We start from the raw sequence: 15,859 nt of genomic DNA, 5'->3' as shown, positions 1-15,859 counted from the left end.
TGGAGACGAACATGGCGCACCGCAGCCGCTTGGCCGGTTTCATCATCGATTGCGAAACCGGCGACATCGACGCCGCCGCGCAATTCTGGGGCGCGGCGCTGGGCCTGCCGCCGGGCGAGCAGGAAGACGACGAAGGCGCGCTCTACGTCGGCCTGGAAAAGCATCCCTCGCAGATGTACGTCGCCGTGCAGAAAGTCGACCACCCCTCGCGCGTGCACCTGGACATCGAAACCGACGACCTCGACGCCGAAGCCGCGCGGCTGGAAGCGCTCGGCGCGACGAAGCTCAAGTTCGTCAAACGCTGGTGGGTGATGCAGGCGCCGACCGGGCATCGGTTCTGCATCGTGCAGATGCATCATCCGGAACTCGGGCCGCCGCCGAACGTGTGGGAGTGATGCGGTCGCGGGAGTCCGGCGCGGTTGCGCGAACCTCGCGCTGTTGTGGGAGGGCCTTCAGGCCCGAGGCTTTTGTTTCAGGCCGCGGCGATCTGGGACAAAAGCGTCGGGCCTGAAGGCCCTCCTACAAAATCAGCGCTCGGCCCGCGGCATGCCCGTCGCCAATCGCAGCACCGCCGAAAACACATCCGCCGCCAGAAGCTTGGTGGTGTTGTGGGAGGGCCTTCAGGCCCTACGCCTTTCGCCCAGGTCCCGGCGATCTGGAACAAGAGCGTCGGGCCTGAAGGCCCTCCTACAAAATCAGCGCTCGGCCCGCGGCATGCCCGTCGCCAACGGCAACGACACCCGGAAGCACGCGCCGCCGCCCGGCGCATCCGTCGCTTCGACCGCGCCACGATGCAATCGCACGATGTCGCGCACCAGATTCAACCCGACGCCGGCGCCACGCTCATGCGGCTGCAGGCGGAAGAAACGCTCGAACACCCGCTCGCGGTGCGCCGGCGGAATGCCGGGGCCTTCATCGCAGACCTCGACCACGCCGTCGCTGCCTTCGATCGCCACCCGGATCGTCACCGTGCCGCGGTTGCCGCCGTACTCGATCGCGTTCTGCACCAGGTTCACCAGCACCCGCTCCAGCGCCAGCGCATCGCCGTTGACCGGCACCGGCAAGGCCTGCGCGTCGAACGCCAGCTCGTAGCCGGCGGCGATCGCCAGCGGCGCCAGCTCGGCGGCCACGCGCTGGCCCAGCTCGCCCAGTTCCAGCGGTTCCAGTTGCGGCTCGTTGCGGTCCAGGCGCTGCAGGTCCAGCAGGTGCTCGGCCAGCACCGACATCCGCGCCACGTCCTGCAGCAGCCGCTCGCGTTCGGCCGAGGCCGGCATCGCCTCCAGCCGCGCGCTGAGGATGGCGATGGGCGTGCGCAACTCGTGCGCGGCGTCGGCGAGGAAGCGCCGGCGCCGCTCGAAGCCTTCGTCGTAACGCGCCAGCGCGCCGTTGACCGCGCTCACCAGCGGCCGCACCTCGTCGGGCACGCCGGACTCGGGCAGGCGCGCGCCGCGCCGCTCCACATCCAGCGCGCGCGCCTGCGCGATCACCGGCTCCAGGCTGCGCAGCGACCAGCGCACCACCTTGGGCGTGGCGATCGCGGTCACCAGCGCCATCACCGCCAGCAGCGGCAGGATCAGCGTGGCGAACAGCGACAGCGTCATCCACAGCAAGCGCGAGGCCGACATCACCCGGCCCTTCTCGGTGGTCAGGATCCGCACCGGGCCGAAGCCCGCGTCGACCCGCTTGAGCCGCGCGCCGGCGATGCGGTCGTCGCCGAACAGATACCCCAGCCGCGCCTGGCTGACCTGATCGAGCGCGCCGCCGATGCCGGCGAATTCGTCCGGCACCGGACCGTGGCGCAGCTCGCGCCCGCCCTCGTCGCGGATCACGTACCACAGCCGGGGGATTTCCTCGCGCAGCTCGCGCAGGTCGGCGGTGTCGCGCAGGCTCAGGCGGCCGGCGGGGTCGCGTTGCAACGCGGCCTGCAGCACTTCCACCGCATTGTCCTCGTCCACCGCCACGTTGGCCGCGAGCAGGCTCAGCGCCACCAGCACGCCGAACGCGGTCAGCAGCAGGCATTGCAGGCCGAGCATGCGCCACAGCAAACGCCCGCGCAGCGAACTGGCCGGTTTCATGCGCTCTCCCGCAACAGATAGCCGACGCCGCGGATGCCGTGGATCTCCACTCCGGCGCCGGCCTCAGCCAGGCGCCGGCGCAGGCGAGAGACATGCGCGTCTAGCGTGTTCGACTGGATCTCGTCGTCGTAGCCGTACACCGCCTGCTCGATGGTCTCGCGCAGCACGGTGCGGCCGCGCCGGCGCAGCAGCGCTTCCAGCAGCAGCAATTCGCGCCGCGGCAGTTCCAGCGCGCGGCCGTCGACTTCGCCGGTGCGCGCGTCCAGATCGAAGGCGAGCCGGCCGATGCGCACGGTGTCGGTCTCCGCGCGCGGCGGGCGCCTTCGCAGCGCGCGCAGCCGCGCCAGCAGTTCCTCGACCGCGAATGGTTTGACCAGATAGTCGTCGGCGCCGGCGTCCAGGCCGACCACGCGGTCGGCCAGATCGCCGCGCGCGGTCAACACGATCACCGGCGTGTCCAGCCCGCGCGCATGCAGCCGCGGGATCAGCGACAGCCCATCGCCGTCGGGCAGGCCGCGGTCGAGCACGATCACATCGTGCGCCTGGGTCGCCGCCGCGGCCTCGCCTTCGGCCAGGTTCGCGGCCAGGTCGGCGACCATGCCGTAGCGCTTGAGCGCGGCGCTCAGCGCCGCGGCCAGTTCGGGTTCGTCTTCGATCAGCAGGATGCGCATGCGCCGATCATCGCCCGGCCGGCGCGCCCGTGCATCGGGCGAACTTCGCTGCCGCCGCGCTCATACGCCCATCGACCGCCAGTCGCGGCGGCGGGTGACCCGGTACACCGAGGCCGGCGGCAGGTTCAGCCGCGCCCGGCCCAGGCGCTGCACCTTGAAGCCATAACGCTCCAGCCACGCGCGCGGCAGCGGGAAGCTCAGGCCGTAGGTGAACTGGTAATAGGCGCCGTCCTCGCCGAGCTGGGCGAACGCGCCCAGCAGCACCGCCAGCCGCTGCCGCGGCGGCAGATTGCGCAGCGGCAGGCCGCTGACCACGGCGCAGGCGCCGGCGTCGCCGAACAGGCGCGCGCGGCGCAGGCGGCGCGCGTCGGCGCACAGCACCCGCGCCTGCGGGAAGCGTTCGCCGAGCATCTGCGCGAATTCGGGGCCGGATTCGATCAGAGTCAGATCGCGCTCGGCCACGCCGCGCTCGAGCAGCGCGCGGGTGAACACGCCGGTGCCGGGGCCCAGTTCCAGCACCGGGCCGGTGTTGGCGTCGATCTGCGCGGTGATCAACCGCGCCAGCGCCGCGCCGGACGGCGCGATCGCGCCGACCCGGCCCGGCGCGCGCGTCCACGACCGCAGGAACGACCAGTAATCGCCGCGCACGCGTTCGGACGCGGCGCGGACGACGGCGGACAGGGGCTGGCTCATGCGGACGAGGCTCCGATGCGGGTCTGCCTCGATTGTCCGCACCGGCATTGCGGCAACATTGCGTCGCCGCGACTTCATTCGCCGGCCGCGCCGCGCGCGGCGCTCAGCCGTCGTCGGCGACCAGGCGGTCGCGGCCGCCGGCCTTGGCCCGGTACAGCGCCTGATCGGCGCGGTCGAACACCTGATCGGGCGCGTCGCGGCCGGGCTCGCCCGCGGCCACGCCGATCGACACGGTCAGCGCGAACGGAAGCGACGAGCGCGCTACCCGCCGGCGGATGCGTTCGCCGACCTCCGCCGCCGTGGCCAGCCGCGTGCCCGGCAGCACCACCAGGAATTCCTCGCCGCCGTAGCGGATCGCCACATCGCCCTCGCGGATCGAACCGGCCACCGCGTCGGCGACCGCGCGCAGCGCGCGATCGCCGAGCAGATGGCCGTGGCGGTCGTTGACCTGCTTGAAGTGGTCGACATCGATCAGCATCAGCGTATAGGCGACGCGGCCGAGCTGGTGCACGGTTTCCGGGTTGCCCTGCAGCTGCGCCAGCGCGCTGCGGTTGAGCAGGCCGGTCAAGGCATCGTGGCTGGCGCTGTGCAGCAATTGTTCGTTGCGCAGTTGCAGGTCGGCCTGGGCGCGTTCGAGCTGCAGCGCGAAGGCCTCGCGCTCGGACAACAGCCGGCGCTGCTCCATCGCGTAGCGGCGCAGTTCGAACAAATGCTGGATCTGCCGCCCCAGCGCCGCCAGGCCCTCGGCCTGGGCCGCGCGCAATTGCCGCGGCGCGGCGTCGAGCACGCAGATCGTCCCCAGCGGGTGACCGTCCGGCGTCCACAGCGGCGCGCCGGCGTAGAAGCGCAGCGCGCGCCCGTCTTCCAGGCTCAACCCGAGCGCGGCGAAGCGCGGATCGGCGGCGACGTCGTCGATCACCAGCAAGCGGCCGGGCTGCGAATGCCAGATCAGCTCGGCGCAGATCGAATGCGAGCGCGGCAGTTCGCTCGGCGCCACGCCGACGCGGGCCTTGAACCAGACCCGCTCGCGATCGAGCAGGGCGATCGCCGCGCCGGGCGCGTCGCACAAGGTCGCGGCTAGGCGCACGATGTCGTCGTAAGCGCTCTCGGCCGCGCTGTCGAGCAGGGCGTAGGCGTCCAAGGCCTGCAGCCGCGCGGATTCGTCCGCCGGCGGCGGATCGGGGACGGCCTGCAAGTGGCGAGGACGGGACACGGTCGAGGCGACGGGTTTGCGGCTCGGGCCTTGGCAGCCTACTGCGGGCGGGATTGGGCGTTCGTGACGGTCGCCGATCTACGGCGCGCGCACGGGCCGCTGGTTCAGTCGCCAGCCAGTCCGGCGCGGCGACGCGCCATAGTCGCTCAACCGGCGCGCGCCAGCCAGACTTCCAGGCCCTGGGCATTGAGTTCGAAATCCACCGCCAACACGTCGCGCGCCTGCTCTTCGCTGAGCGCGCTGCCGTGCTCGCGCGCACGGGCGAGGAAATAATCGGCCAGCGCCGCGGTCAGACGCGCGTGCAGATCTTCGCCGCCGGCCTGCGCGGCCGCGCGCGCGATCCGCACCATGCCGTCGATCTGTTCGATCAAATCGGCGCCCAGGCGCTGCACGTCCTCGACCCGGCCGTAGTGGGTCAGGTACATCGCGACGGGATCGCGCGCCAGCAAGCTGCGGATCGACTGCTTGAGCGGCTCGGGCTCGAACTGCACCGGCGAGCTGGTCGGCAGCGCGAACGGCCCGCGCGCCGAATCGAACTCGCGGTACGACAGGCCGAAGGTGTCGCCGGTGAACCAGGCGCGGCTGCGCTGATCCCACACGCACAGGTGATGGCGGGCATGGCCTGGCGTGTCCACGCACAACAGCGGCCGGCCGGCCAGATCGACCACGAAACCGTCGCCGGCCACGACCACGCGCTCGGCCGGCACCGGCACGATCTCGCCGTAGCTGCGCGCCATCTCCGCCTCGCCGTACACCGCGGTGGCGCCGGCGACCAGGCGCGAGGGATCGATCATGTGCGGCGCGCCGCGCGGATGCACCACCAGCCGCGCGTTCGGCAGGCGCCGCATCAGCGCGCCGGCGCCGCCGGCATGATCGAGGTGGACATGGGTGAGGATCAGCCAATCGACATCGTCCGGCGTCAACCCGTTCGCATCGAGCGCGGCGAGCAAGGCCGGGATCGAATGCTGGGTGCCGCAATCGACGAACGCGGCGCGGCCGCTTTCGATCAGCAGGTAGGCGGCATCGAAGACCGGCCGGTGGAAACCGGTGTCGATGGTGACGATGCCGTGCTCGGCGGCGGACGCGGTGGCTGCGCTCATGGCGATGGCGGGGCTGGGGGCCGGCCTTCAGTCTAGGCCGGCGCGCGTAGCGGCGGCGATGCGGCTTTGGTCGGGTTGGGGGTGGTGGCTGTAGCGATGCCGATGCTGGCAGCGATGCTGGTGCCGGTTGCGGTCGCGATTTCGCTGGCGGCGGCGATGGCCATATCAGTGCGATGAAGGCCTCGAAGCTCGCGACGCCACTCCAAGCCGTCATCCCCGCGGAGGCGGGGATCCAGAGAATTCAGAGTCATGCCTCGATGAAGCCCTGGATGTTCGGCTTCGCCGAAGTAAAACAGAGCCCGCGTTCGCGGGAATGACGTTAGGTGGGTGTCGCCGCGCCTTTAACCAGCCGTCATCCCCGCGAAGGCGGGGATCCAGAGACTTCAGAGTCATGCCTCGATGAAGCCCTGGATGTTCGGCTTCGCCGAAGTAAAACAGAGCCCGCATTCGCGGGAATGACGGTAGGTAGGTTTCGCGAGGGAGGCAGACAAACTCCACGGCCCCGACCTCAAGCCAGACGCCGACTCACTCGCGATAATCCTTGACCCCGCGCAACCACCGCCAGCGCAAGACCACCGCCAAAGCCAGCACCGCCAGGAACACGCCATAACCCAACGACGTGGCCAGAATCTGCGGCCACATCGCGCCGTAGTTGCGCCCGGCGTGCAGATGCGCCCAATGCACCGCCAGCACGAACGCGCACGCCGACACCGCCAGCGACACCGCGTCGAACAGCTTGCGCGCCGGGTTGCGCGGCCGTCGCGGATACAGCCAGAACAGCGCGCCGAGGATCGCGAACCACGGCAAGAACAGGATCAACGCCAGATTGAGCTCGACGAAGCGGCTCACTTGGACTCCGCGTCGGCCAACCTTTGCAGCGCAGCGCGGATCCGCTCGGAACTGCTCGCGCTCCAGGCGTATTCGCAGCCGCCTTCGTAACGCAGCGCGCACAAGAAGCCGGCTTGCTCAGTGGAGAACACCTCCACGCCCGCTCCCGCGCCCTTGAGCGTAGCGATCACCTTGCCGGCATCCTTCGGCGAATCGAACGCGTCGCTCTGCAACAGCACGTCCTCGCCCTCCACCAGCTTGAAATAGAACTTGCCGTCGCGCTCGCGATATTGCTTGAACACCGGCAGCGGCGCGGCGTTCGCGACCTCGTCCCCGCCCGCGGCCTCGAAGTTGCGCGACAGATCGCGCAGCCCCACCGACTCGCGCAGCTGCTGCATCTTGCCGGTCACGTAACGCTCGCGCACGCGCCGCGCGCCGTCGCGCAGGATCGCCTCGATCTCCTGCGGCCGCGCCATCAGCGCCTCGTATTTCTCGCGCAGCGGCGCGATCTCGCTGTCGATGCGCTCGAACAAGGCCTGCTTGGCTTCGCCCCAGGCGATGCCGTCGGCGAAGGCCTGGCGCATGGCCTGGGTTTCTTCGGCGCTGGCGAAGGCCTGGTAGATCTGGAACAGCGCCGAACCCTCGGTGTCCTTGGCCTCGCCGGGCGCGCGCGAGTCGGTGACGATCGAATAGATCAGCTTCTTGAGCTGCTCGCGCGGCACGAACAAGGGAATGGTGTTGTCGTAGCTCTTGCTCATCTTGCGGCCGTCCAGGCCCGGCAAGGTCGCCACGCTTTCCTCGATCAGCGCCTCGGGCAGGACGAAGTGCTCGCCGTAGAGATGGTTGAAGCGCTGGCCGAAGTCGCGCGCCATCTCGATGTGCTGGATCTGGTCGCGCCCCACCGGCACCTTGTGCGCGTTGAAGATCAGGATGTCGGCGGCCATCAGCACCGGGTACATGAACAACCCGGCGGTAATGCCCGCATCCGGGTCCAGGCTCTCGCCCTCGTTCTTGTCCACCGCCGCCTTGTACGCATGGGCGCGGTTGAGGATGCCCTTGCCGGCGACGCAGGTCAGGAACCACGACAGCTCGGGGATCTCGACGATTTCGCTCTGCCGGTAGAACCACACCTTGTCCGGCTCCAGGCCGCAGGCGAGCCAGGTCGCGGCGATTTCCAGGGTCGAGCGCTGCACGCGCGCGGGCTGCTGCACCTTGATCAGCGCATGCAGGTCGGCCAGGAAGTAGAAGCTCTCCACGCCGGGGTCGCGGCTGGCGGCCACGGCCGGGCGGATCGCGCCGACGTAGTTGCCCAGGTGAGGAGTGCCGGAGGTGGTGATGCCGGTAAGAACGCGGGTCGGGGTCATGAGGAATCTGCGGTGGAGCCTGATCGGCCAGTGTAGCGGCTCGCGCCGCGGGCTGAACGCGGGCCGTGGCCGATTGGCTAAACCGTCGGCAACGGCCGCGGCCACCGTCCGCCCCGTCCGCGCCGCGCTAACCCCACCGGCGGCGGGGGCGCGTTAGCAGCCTGCGTACCCGGCCCCGCCGCGCCGCGCGCGGCCCCACAGGAGATCCGCCATGTTCCGCTCGTTCGCCCTGCTCGCCGCCGCCGCGCTGACCGCCGGCGCCTGCACCCCGGTCCAGGCCCGCCCGCTGGTCGATCTGGCGGTAATCGACCGCGACAGCGGCGATTGGCTGCCGAACTGGTCCTGGCGCGGCCAGCAATGGATCGCCGGCGCGCCCGGCCACCGCTATTCGGTGCGCCTGACCAACAACACCGGCCAGCGCGTGCTGGTGGTGCTGTCGGTCGACGGCGTCAACGCGGTCAGCGGCCAGACCGCCAGTCCGTCGCAATCGGGCTATGTGCTCGACGCCTGGCAGTCCACCGAGATCAACGGCTGGCGCAAATCGCTCGACGACGTCGCCCAGTTCGTGTTCACCGACCTGGGCGACAGCTACGCCGCGCGCACCGGCCGCCCGGACAACGTCGGCGTGATCGGCGCGGCGGTGTTCCAGGAACGCCAGGCCTATCGCCCACCGGTGTATCCGTCGCCGCGCCCCTACCCCACGCCGTATCCGCCTTACGCGCGCAGCGACGCCAGCGAAGCCAAGGCCGAGCGCAGCGCCGGCAACGCCGCGCCGGCGCCCGCGGCCGAACGCTCGCGCGAATCGGTCGCCGCCGATGCGGCCGCGCAATCCATCGGCACCGGTCACGGCGCGCGCGAATGGTCGCCGGTCTCGCAGACCGAATTCGTCCGCGCCTCTCGCTCGCCGGCGCAGGTGCTGGAACTGCGCTACGACGACTACGGCAGCCTGGTCGCGCGCGGCGTGGTCCCGCGCTATCGCGATCCGGTCTATCGCCCCGACACCCCGCGCGCGTTCCCCGAAGGCTTCGTCGCCGACCCGCCGTCGCGTCGCTGGTAAGCCCTCGCGTCGATCCGATGGCTACCTGTAGGAGCGGCGCAAGCCGCGACCGCGCCACCGCGACGATGACGACGCTTGCCATTGAGACGAAAGCCACAACAGCGGCGAACGACTGCGACATTCGCGAGATGAAAACGTTCGTCGCAGATCAGTTGTCGCGGTCGCGGCTTGCGCCGCTCCTACAGGGGGCTGCCGCGACAATGCATACGAAAAAGCCGGGCGATGCCCGGCTTTTTCGCGACTCCGGCATCGGCGGGCTCGCGCCCGCCGCGCCGCAGTCAACGCATCAGTTCAAGGTCTTGCCGAACTCGCGCACTTCCTTCTCGGCGCGGTCGCGCTCCCAGCCGTAGCGTTCCTGCAGCTTGCCGGCGAGGTATTCGGCGTTGCCTTCGGCGATGTCGAATACGTCGTCGGTCAGATCGCCCCACTTGGCCTGGGCCTTGCCCTTGAGCTGGGTCCACTTGCCGGCAATGATGTCTTTGTTCATCGGTCCACTCCTTACGTTGGGGGATGCGTCGCGGCGCTGGTATCGCATCGTCGCGAACGACGGTGCGCATCGCCGCTGTAGGTTCCGCAGGGACAGATTCGCATCGACCGCATTCGCGATCGGTCACGAATGCGTTAGCCGGCGCTTGATCTCGATGAACGCTTTGAACGCTTCAGCCAAGAAACGCGAACTGCGCGTCGAAGAAAAGCGAAGGCCGGGTTGCCCCGGCCTTCGCGGTCACGCATGAATCCGGCTCGAGGGCCGGCGCGCATCACTTGCCGTCGCGCACTTCCTCGGCCTTCTGCTCGACCTTCTCGCCAGCCTTCTTCACGTCCTTGCCGGCGCCGGCGACGGTATTGCACGCAGTCAGGGTTCCCATCGAGAACAGGGCCAGCAGCAACAGGGCGGTCAAACGCTTCATGGGATCTCCTTGGTTCGTCGTTGCGGGTGTTGGGTGCGGCCGCGCCGTGGGTCGCGTCCTGGGTCGGGATCAAACGCGAGCGAATGTGAAGCCCGCGTGCAGCGCCGGCCGCGGCTACCGCCAAACAAAGAGTTGCGCGCGCCGGCGACGCCCGCCGTCAGCCGCGATTCATCGCCGCGGCCAAGGCGCTTGCATCAATCGCGCATCAAAGTCGACTTGCCGAACAGGCTCTCGACCAGATCCACCGCCAGCTTGGCGGTGCGGTTGCGCTTGTCCAGGATCGGATTGAGTTCGACGATGTCGAGCGAACCCAGCCGGCCGCTGTCGGCGATCATCTCCATCACCAACTGCGCTTCGCGATAGTTCGGCCCGCCCGGCACCGTGGTGCCCACGCCCGGGGCGATGCTGGGGTCGAGGAAATCGACGTCGAAGCTGACGTGCAGGTGGGTGTTTTCGTCCATGCCTTCCAGCGCTTCCTCCATGACCCGGCGCATGCCGATCTCATCGATGTAGCGCATGTCGTACACGTCCAGGCCGTGCTGCTGGATCAGCTGCTTCTCGCCCGGATCGACCGAGCGGATGCCGATCTGGCGGATCTCGTCGGGCCGCATCGCCGGCGCGTCGCCGCCCAGGCGGGTCAGCTCGTCCGGGCCGATGCCGCACAGGCACGATACCGGCATGCCGTGGATGTTGCCCGACGGCGTGACCTGGCTGGTGTTGAAGTCGGCGTGCGCGTCCAGCCACAGCACGCGCAGCTGCTTGCCGTTGTCGCGGCAGTGGCGCGCGACTGCGGTGATCGAGCCCAGGCCCAGGCAGTGATCGCCGCCGAGCAGGATCGGCAGGCGACCGATGCGCAGTTCGGCGCCGACCGCGTCCATCACCGCGCGATTCCACGCCACCACTTCGGCCAGATGGCGATAGCCGGCGACCGGCTTCTGCCAGGGATTGCGCGGGCCGTCGAGATTGCCGCGATCGACCACGTCGACGCCGCGCGCGACCAGCGCCTCGCCGAGCCCGGCGATGCGCAACGCTTCGGGCCCCAGACGTGCGCCGCGGTGGCCCGCGCCGACATCGGTGGGCGCGCCGATCAGCGAAACCGGGGAATACGTGCGACTCATGCGAATGTCCTCATCGCCGCGCCGGAACACCCCACAGCGCGGCATCGTTAGGTGAACGCGCCAGTGCCGGCGGCACCGCGCGATCGCCGCAACAGGGCCGTTGCGGCCGCCGACGATGCGGGCATTTTAGGCGCTCGCGGACATCCGGGCTATGCCGGGGCCGTGCCGGAGCGGGCCGCTGGGCCGCTGGGCCGCGATTCGGACTTGTTCCGCAGCGCACAAGGCGCGTCGGCCCGCGCGGCGTATGATCGGCCACGGGATCGAAAATCCAGAGGTCGTTCGCAATGGATATTGCAAGGGCCGTTGAAGTTTCATGCTCGTCCGATGGAATGAACAGCATCGTCGATCACGCCATCGACCATCATCTGTTCTACATGCACCGCGCGCGCCAGATCATGATCCGCCGGCTGCTGCCGCCGGCCGACCGCATCCTCGATCTGGGCGGCGCCAATTCGCCGTTGTACTGCATGGGCTACACCCACGCTTTCAGCCATCTGGTCATGGTCGACCTGCCGCCTGACGAGCGCCACGAGTATTACCGCGACGTGCAGGTGGAATCGCCGTCGGGTTCGGTGCTGATCCACTACGGCGACATGACCGAGCTCGACGCGTTCGAAAGCGAGAGCTTCGATCTGGTCTGGTCGGGCCAGAGCATCGAGCACGTGCCGGTGGAAGCGGCGCGGCGCATGTGCGCCGGCGCGATGCGGGTGCTGCGGCCGGGCGGACGTTTCTGCCTGGACACGCCCAACCGCACGCTCACCTACATCCATACGCGCGACTGGCACGGCGGCTTCATCCATCCCGATCACAAATACGAGTACTGCGCGCCGGAACTGCGCGAGCTGGTGGAGCAAGCCGGGTTCGAAGTGTTGAGCGAGGTGGGCATTTGCGAGATGCCGGAGACGGTGCGCACGAACAACTTCCACTACAGCGACTTCGTGCTCGGCAATGTGCTGACCGATCGCGTGGATGAGGCTTATTTGCTTTATCTGGATTGCCGCAAGCCGGGGTGAGCGAGGGCAGGCGCCGTTGCGGCGTCGGGCTTCGGAGGCGTCGAAGCGGTTCGGCGCTCTCGGCTTCGCGCAGTGTGCGCGGGTCGTTGCGCTTTTGCGGGCCGGGATGGGGAGCGGCCTTCGGATGGTTGGCCGGGCGGTTATTTTTTCTCGGGTTCACGTGGTGCCGCTTGTCCGAATCGAACGGACGACCGCTCGCTTACAAGGCGAGTGCTCTACCGACTGAGCTAAAGCGGCAGCGAAAACGTGAAGACCGCCGGGACGGGCCGGCGGGGCCATTCTATCGCGCCGGCGCCGCCGGCGGACAAGCGCGGCCCGTGCGTGCCTTCAGCGCACCTTGTCGCACGAAATGCCGCGCCAGCGCTGCGCGCCGGCGGCCACGCGCAGGGCTTCGCCCTTGGCGGTGGCGGTGGCCGCGTCCAGCCACACCTGGCCGCTGCTCTCGCCCAGGGCCTCGACCTTGACCGCGAAACCGGCCGCGGCCAGTTCGTTGCCGCGCCGGCGCGCGGATTCTTCGCTGCGGAAGCGACCGAGCGCGATCGCATTGGCGTCGGCGCCGCTCATCACGAACAGGTCGCTGAAACCGGCGGTGCGGATGCGCTGCGCCATCGCCTGCGCGGCGTCGGCGTTCGCGGTCGGCAGGTACACCCGCCAACCGCGCGCATTGCTGCCGCCGGACAAGCTGCGGCTGGAGACCTTTTGCGCCAACGGCAGCAGCTTGGCGCGCGCCGCGTCGGCCGCGGCGGCATCGGCGAACGGGCCGACGCTGAAGCATTGCGGCGGCGTCGCCGGCGCGGGCGGCGGTGTCGCGGCGGCGATCGCTTCGGGCTTGGCCGCAGCGGGCTTGGTCTCGGCGGGCGTGGCGGGCGTCGATATGGCGTCGGCGGGTTTGGCGTCTGCAGGCTTCGCCTCGGCGAGCTTGAGCGCCTCGCCCGGTTTGGTTTCGGACCGCGAAGCCTCGCCCGAAGGCGTCTGGGCCGGCTTGCCGGCTGCAACCGACGGCGCGGCCGTCGTCGTGCGCTTGCCCTCGTCGAGCAACTGCAAGCGCGCCACGCCGAGCGGTAGCTTCTCCTCGGCCGGCGGCGGCGGCGCGGGACGCGCGATCCACCACGCGGCGACGCCGAGGTTGAGGGCGGTCAACAAAACGATGAGGGCGCGAACGAGCATGCGGGGATTCTAGCCTGCGCGGTCAGGGCGAAGTCTCGACCGCCGCCCAGATCGCCAGCCCTTGCAGCACCAGCGCCGGCGCCGGCTCGGCCATCGGCAGCGCCGCGGCCAGCGCGTCGCTGCCGCCGCCGTGCAGCAGCAATCGCGGCGTCGCGCCCAGGCGCTGCGCGGCGCGCGCCAGGCTGCGCTCGATCAGCGCGATCGCCGCGCCGTCGGCGCCGGAGGCCAGCGCGTCTTCGGTGTCGGCGGCGAAGTCCAGGGCGCGGCCGCCGTGTTCGGGCAGTTGCGGCGCGCGCGCGTGCAGCGCTTCGCGCATCAGCGTCGGCGACGGCGCGATCAGGCCGCCGTGGTGCAGGCCGTCGGCGTCGAGCAGGTCGATGGTCAGCGCGGTGCCGACCCCGCAGATCAGGCTGGCGCCGCGCGCCTGCGCATGCGCGCCGAGCAGGCCGAGGAAGCGGTCGACGCCGAACTTGCGCGGCTCGGCGTAGGCGATGCGCACCTCGCCGAAGCCCGATGCGCGAAAGCGCGGCTGGGTGCGGGCGATGGAGATGCGGCCGCAGCGCGCGCTCAGCGCCTGCAGCACCGCCATGCGTTGGGCCGGATGGGCGACGCTGGCCAGATAGGCCACGTCGATGCGCTCGCGCGGCAAGTGTTCGGCCAACGCGGCGGCGATGTCTTCCTCGCGATGCGGCAACGCCAGGGCCGCGCCGGGGCGGCCGTCGGCCTGCAGCGGCGCGCACTTGAGCCGGGTGTTGCCCAGATCGAACAGCCACGCGTTCATCGCGGCGCTCCGCGGCGCACGCTGACTTCGCCGGCATGGAAGCGGCGCTCCTCGCCGTCGTCCAGGCGCACGCGCAGGGAGCCGTCGTCGGCCAGGCCGAGCGCGGTGCCTCGGTGCTCGGCGTCGTGGCCGAGCACGCTCACCGCTTGTCCCGCGAGCGCGTCGAACGCGGCGTAGCGGTCGAGGAACGGCGCCAGGCCCTGCGCGTCGAATTCGTCCAGCGCCGGCAGCAGCGCGTCGAGCAAGGCCGCGACGACGGCGTTGCGCGACGTTGGCCGCGCGCCGGCCAAGGTGGCCAGATCGCACCAGGGCTGGTCGATCTGCGCGGCCGCCGCGGCCGGCATGCGCACGTTGAGGCCCAGGCCGATCACCGCGCGCGCCGGCCCGGCGTATTCGCCGCCGCCTTCCACCAGCAGGCCGCCGAGCTTGCGCAGGCCGTCGCCGTCGAGCGCGACCAGATCGTTCGGCCACTTCAGCCGCACCGCCTGGAAGCCCAGCGTGTGCAGCGCTTCGGCCGCGGCGATGCCGGCGACCAGGCTCAAGCCGCCCAGCCGCGCCAGGCCGCCGCCGAACGAACGCGCCAGCGACAGATACAAGTGCGCCGCCAGCGGCGACGCCCAGACCCGGCCGCGACGGCCGCGGCCGCCGGTCTGGCGCTCGGCCAGCAGCGCCGCGGCGCCGCGCGCGGGCGTGGGCCGGCGCAGCAGCTCGCTGTTGGTCGAATCGATCGTCCAGGCGATGTCCAGCGAATCCAGGCGCGCGCGCGCGGCCGGCGTCAGTGCGGTTTCGATCGCCGCCGCGTCGAGCAAATCCAGCGGTTGCGACAGCGCATAGCCGCGCCCGGGCTTGGCCTCGATGGCGACGCCGGCCTCGCGCAGGGCTTCGATCCGCTTCCACACCGCGGCGCGGGTCTGCCCGGCCGCGGCGGCGAGCGCATCGCCGGTGGCCGGGCCTGCGATCAGGCGTTGCAACAGCGCGCGGTCGTCCATCAGCCCCGGCGCCAACGGTGCAGCAGCCGCGCGCGGGCGAAGCGCGATTCGGTGCCGGCGCGCAGGCGCGCCAGATTGCCGCGATGGGTGAACACCACCAGCGCCGCCGCGGCGACGCTGAACCACAGCCGCGGCGCGCCGGCGTCGGTGGCCCAGGCCAGCAGCGGCAGGCACAGCGCGCCGATCACACTGGCCAGGCCGACGTAGCCGGTCAGCACCAGGGTCGCGCCCCACGCCAGCAGCAGCGCCGGTAGCGCGAACGGCCACAGCACCAGCAAACCGCCGACCAGGGTCGCCACGCCCTTGCCGCCGCGGAACCCGTGCCACACCGGCCACACATGCCCGAGCACCGCCGCGAACGCGGCCAGATAACCGTGCGCGGTGACCGACAGGCCGTCATTGAGCGGCGCATAACGCAGCGCCAGCCACGCAGCCAGCGCGCCCTTGCCGATGTCGATGGCGACCACGGCCAGGGCGAAGCGCGCGCCCTGGGTGCGCAGCGCATTGGTGCCGCCGGCGTTGCCGCTGCCCTGGGTGCGGATATCGATGCCGCGCAGCCTGCCCAGCGTCAGGCTGCCGGACACCGAGCCGATCGCATACGCCGCGGCCAGCAGCGCCAGCGAACGCGGCTCCGGAACGGCGACGGACAAGCTGGGCGCGAGGGCGGAAAACGACATGGCGCGAATTATGCGGGAGGCGATGGGAATTGCGCTGCAGCGCGGTGCGGCCGGTGGCAGCGGAGTTCGCGGCCTCGCTCTTGTGGGAGGGCCTTCAGGCCCGACGCTCTTGTGCCAAATCGTTGCGACCTGAGCCGAAAGCCTCGGGCCTGAAGGCCCTCCCACAAAAACAGCGCTCCTACAAAGGCCGCTTCCGCAAACCGGC

18 protein-coding genes, 1 tRNA gene and 3 pseudogenes are annotated in these 15,859 nt (G+C 70.5%); 4 read left to right on the top strand and 18 right to left on the bottom strand.

The annotated features are described in order from the left end of the window. The first annotated feature begins 11 nt into the window (after positions 1 to 11). Both BLU84_RS02020 and BLU84_RS28120 read left to right on the top strand, forming a co-directional pair. Entirely contained in the window at positions 12 to 395 is a 384-nt protein-coding gene (locus BLU84_RS02020) for a VOC family protein (RefSeq protein ID WP_074863273.1), read from the top strand. A 45-nt stretch (positions 396 to 440) separates the two neighbouring features. After that, positions 441 to 659: pseudogene (locus tag BLU84_RS28120) on the top strand (DUF6053 domain-containing protein); the annotation flags it as partial. Here the strand turns inward: BLU84_RS28120 and BLU84_RS28115 are convergent. From BLU84_RS28115 to BLU84_RS01985, 9 genes and pseudogenes are all read right to left on the bottom strand, one after another. Next, positions 614 to 769: pseudogene (locus tag BLU84_RS28115) on the bottom strand (DUF6053 domain-containing protein); the annotation flags it as partial. The pseudogenes BLU84_RS28120 and BLU84_RS28115 overlap by 46 nt on opposite strands. Next, a complete protein-coding gene (locus BLU84_RS02015; RefSeq protein WP_074862220.1) occupies positions 696 to 2,075 on the bottom strand; it encodes a sensor histidine kinase in 1,380 nt (459 codons plus the stop codon). The pseudogene BLU84_RS28115 and the gene BLU84_RS02015, both read right to left, overlap by 74 nt. Continuing rightward, positions 2,072 to 2,746 (bottom strand): response regulator, encoded by a 675-nt coding sequence (locus BLU84_RS02010; RefSeq protein WP_074862218.1) that lies wholly within the window; start codon positions 2,744 to 2,746, stop codon positions 2,072 to 2,074. Before BLU84_RS02010 ends, BLU84_RS02015 begins: the two co-directional genes overlap by 4 nt. 60 nt (positions 2,747 to 2,806) lie before the next feature. Next, positions 2,807 to 3,439 carry a class I SAM-dependent methyltransferase gene (locus BLU84_RS02005; RefSeq protein ID WP_074862215.1) on the bottom strand — a complete coding sequence of 211 codons (633 nt, stop codon included), beginning with the start codon at positions 3,437 to 3,439 and terminating at the stop codon, positions 2,807 to 2,809. A gap of 103 nt (positions 3,440 to 3,542) precedes the next feature. Next, a complete protein-coding gene (locus tag BLU84_RS02000) occupies positions 3,543 to 4,652 on the bottom strand; it encodes a GGDEF domain-containing protein (protein WP_083382249.1) in 1,110 nt (369 codons plus the stop codon). A 146-nt stretch (positions 4,653 to 4,798) separates the two neighbouring features. Beyond that, on the bottom strand, positions 4,799 to 5,752 hold the full coding sequence (locus BLU84_RS01995; protein ID WP_074862209.1) for an MBL fold metallo-hydrolase: 954 nt from the start codon (positions 5,750 to 5,752) through the stop codon (positions 4,799 to 4,801). A 32-nt stretch (positions 5,753 to 5,784) separates the two neighbouring features. Beyond that, positions 5,785 to 5,916 carry a hypothetical protein gene (locus BLU84_RS27915; protein WP_267889169.1) on the bottom strand — a complete coding sequence of 44 codons (132 nt, stop codon included), beginning with the start codon at positions 5,914 to 5,916 and terminating at the stop codon, positions 5,785 to 5,787. A gap of 361 nt (positions 5,917 to 6,277) precedes the next feature. Further along, entirely contained in the window at positions 6,278 to 6,601 is a 324-nt protein-coding gene (locus BLU84_RS01990; RefSeq protein ID WP_233431043.1) for a hypothetical protein, read from the bottom strand. Continuing rightward, complete coding sequence (locus tag BLU84_RS01985; protein ID WP_074862206.1) at positions 6,598 to 7,944, bottom strand: tryptophan--tRNA ligase; 1,347 nt, start codon at positions 7,942 to 7,944, stop codon at positions 6,598 to 6,600. The genes BLU84_RS01990 and BLU84_RS01985 overlap by 4 nt, the downstream gene beginning before the upstream one ends. A gap of 211 nt (positions 7,945 to 8,155) precedes the next feature. On the opposite strand from BLU84_RS01985, the gene BLU84_RS01980 reads away from it, so the two are divergent. Further along, positions 8,156 to 9,001, top strand: a complete 846-nt coding sequence (locus tag BLU84_RS01980; RefSeq protein ID WP_074862204.1) for a hypothetical protein — start codon at positions 8,156 to 8,158, stop codon at positions 8,999 to 9,001. A 286-nt stretch (positions 9,002 to 9,287) separates the two neighbouring features. On the opposite strand, the gene BLU84_RS01975 is transcribed toward BLU84_RS01980, so the two are convergent. The 3 genes from BLU84_RS01975 to rocF form a co-directional block, all read right to left on the bottom strand. Then, a complete protein-coding gene (locus BLU84_RS01975; RefSeq protein WP_074862201.1) occupies positions 9,288 to 9,488 on the bottom strand; it encodes a CsbD family protein in 201 nt (66 codons plus the stop codon). Positions 9,489 to 9,759: 271 nt separating this feature from the next. Further along, on the bottom strand, positions 9,760 to 9,909 hold the full coding sequence (locus tag BLU84_RS01970) for an entericidin A/B family lipoprotein (RefSeq protein ID WP_031372696.1): 150 nt from the start codon (positions 9,907 to 9,909) through the stop codon (positions 9,760 to 9,762). Positions 9,910 to 10,103: 194 nt separating this feature from the next. Then, entirely contained in the window at positions 10,104 to 11,027 is a 924-nt protein-coding gene (rocF, locus tag BLU84_RS01965) for an arginase (RefSeq protein ID WP_074862199.1), read from the bottom strand. 329 nt (positions 11,028 to 11,356) lie between these two features. Between rocF and BLU84_RS01960 the strand changes: the two genes are divergently transcribed. Continuing rightward, entirely contained in the window at positions 11,357 to 12,040 is a 684-nt protein-coding gene (locus BLU84_RS01960; protein ID WP_074862196.1) for a class I SAM-dependent methyltransferase, read from the top strand. Positions 12,041 to 12,201: 161 nt separating this feature from the next. On the opposite strand, the gene BLU84_RS01955 is transcribed toward BLU84_RS01960, so the two are convergent. From BLU84_RS01955 to BLU84_RS28110, 6 genes and pseudogenes are all read right to left on the bottom strand, one after another. After that, positions 12,202 to 12,277, bottom strand: a tRNA-Thr gene (locus BLU84_RS01955). Positions 12,278 to 12,367: 90 nt separating this feature from the next. Then, positions 12,368 to 13,207 carry an SPOR domain-containing protein gene (locus BLU84_RS01950; RefSeq protein WP_074862193.1) on the bottom strand — a complete coding sequence of 280 codons (840 nt, stop codon included), beginning with the start codon at positions 13,205 to 13,207 and terminating at the stop codon, positions 12,368 to 12,370. 22 nt (positions 13,208 to 13,229) lie between these two features. After that, positions 13,230 to 13,988, bottom strand: a complete 759-nt coding sequence (locus BLU84_RS01945; RefSeq protein ID WP_074862191.1) for a type III pantothenate kinase — start codon at positions 13,986 to 13,988, stop codon at positions 13,230 to 13,232. Then, complete coding sequence (birA, locus tag BLU84_RS01940; protein WP_074863269.1) at positions 13,985 to 14,977, bottom strand: bifunctional biotin--[acetyl-CoA-carboxylase] ligase/biotin operon repressor BirA; 993 nt, start codon at positions 14,975 to 14,977, stop codon at positions 13,985 to 13,987. Before birA ends, BLU84_RS01945 begins: the two co-directional genes overlap by 4 nt. Then, positions 14,977 to 15,654, bottom strand: coding sequence for a glycerol-3-phosphate 1-O-acyltransferase PlsY (gene plsY / locus BLU84_RS01935; protein ID WP_074862188.1), 678 nt, complete (start codon positions 15,652 to 15,654; stop codon positions 14,977 to 14,979). The genes birA and plsY overlap by 1 nt, the downstream gene beginning before the upstream one ends. An 84-nt stretch (positions 15,655 to 15,738) precedes the next feature. Beyond that, positions 15,739 to 15,819 (bottom strand): annotated as a pseudogene (locus BLU84_RS28110) (DUF6053 domain-containing protein); the annotation flags it as partial. Between the last annotated feature and the right edge of the window lie 40 nt (positions 15,820 to 15,859).

Source organism: Lysobacter enzymogenes, assembly GCF_900106525.1.
Lineage (GTDB): Bacteria > Pseudomonadota > Gammaproteobacteria > Xanthomonadales > Xanthomonadaceae > Lysobacter > Lysobacter enzymogenes.
Note: the sequence above shows the minus strand (reverse complement) of the source record. Positions and strands in the feature narration are given on the sequence as shown.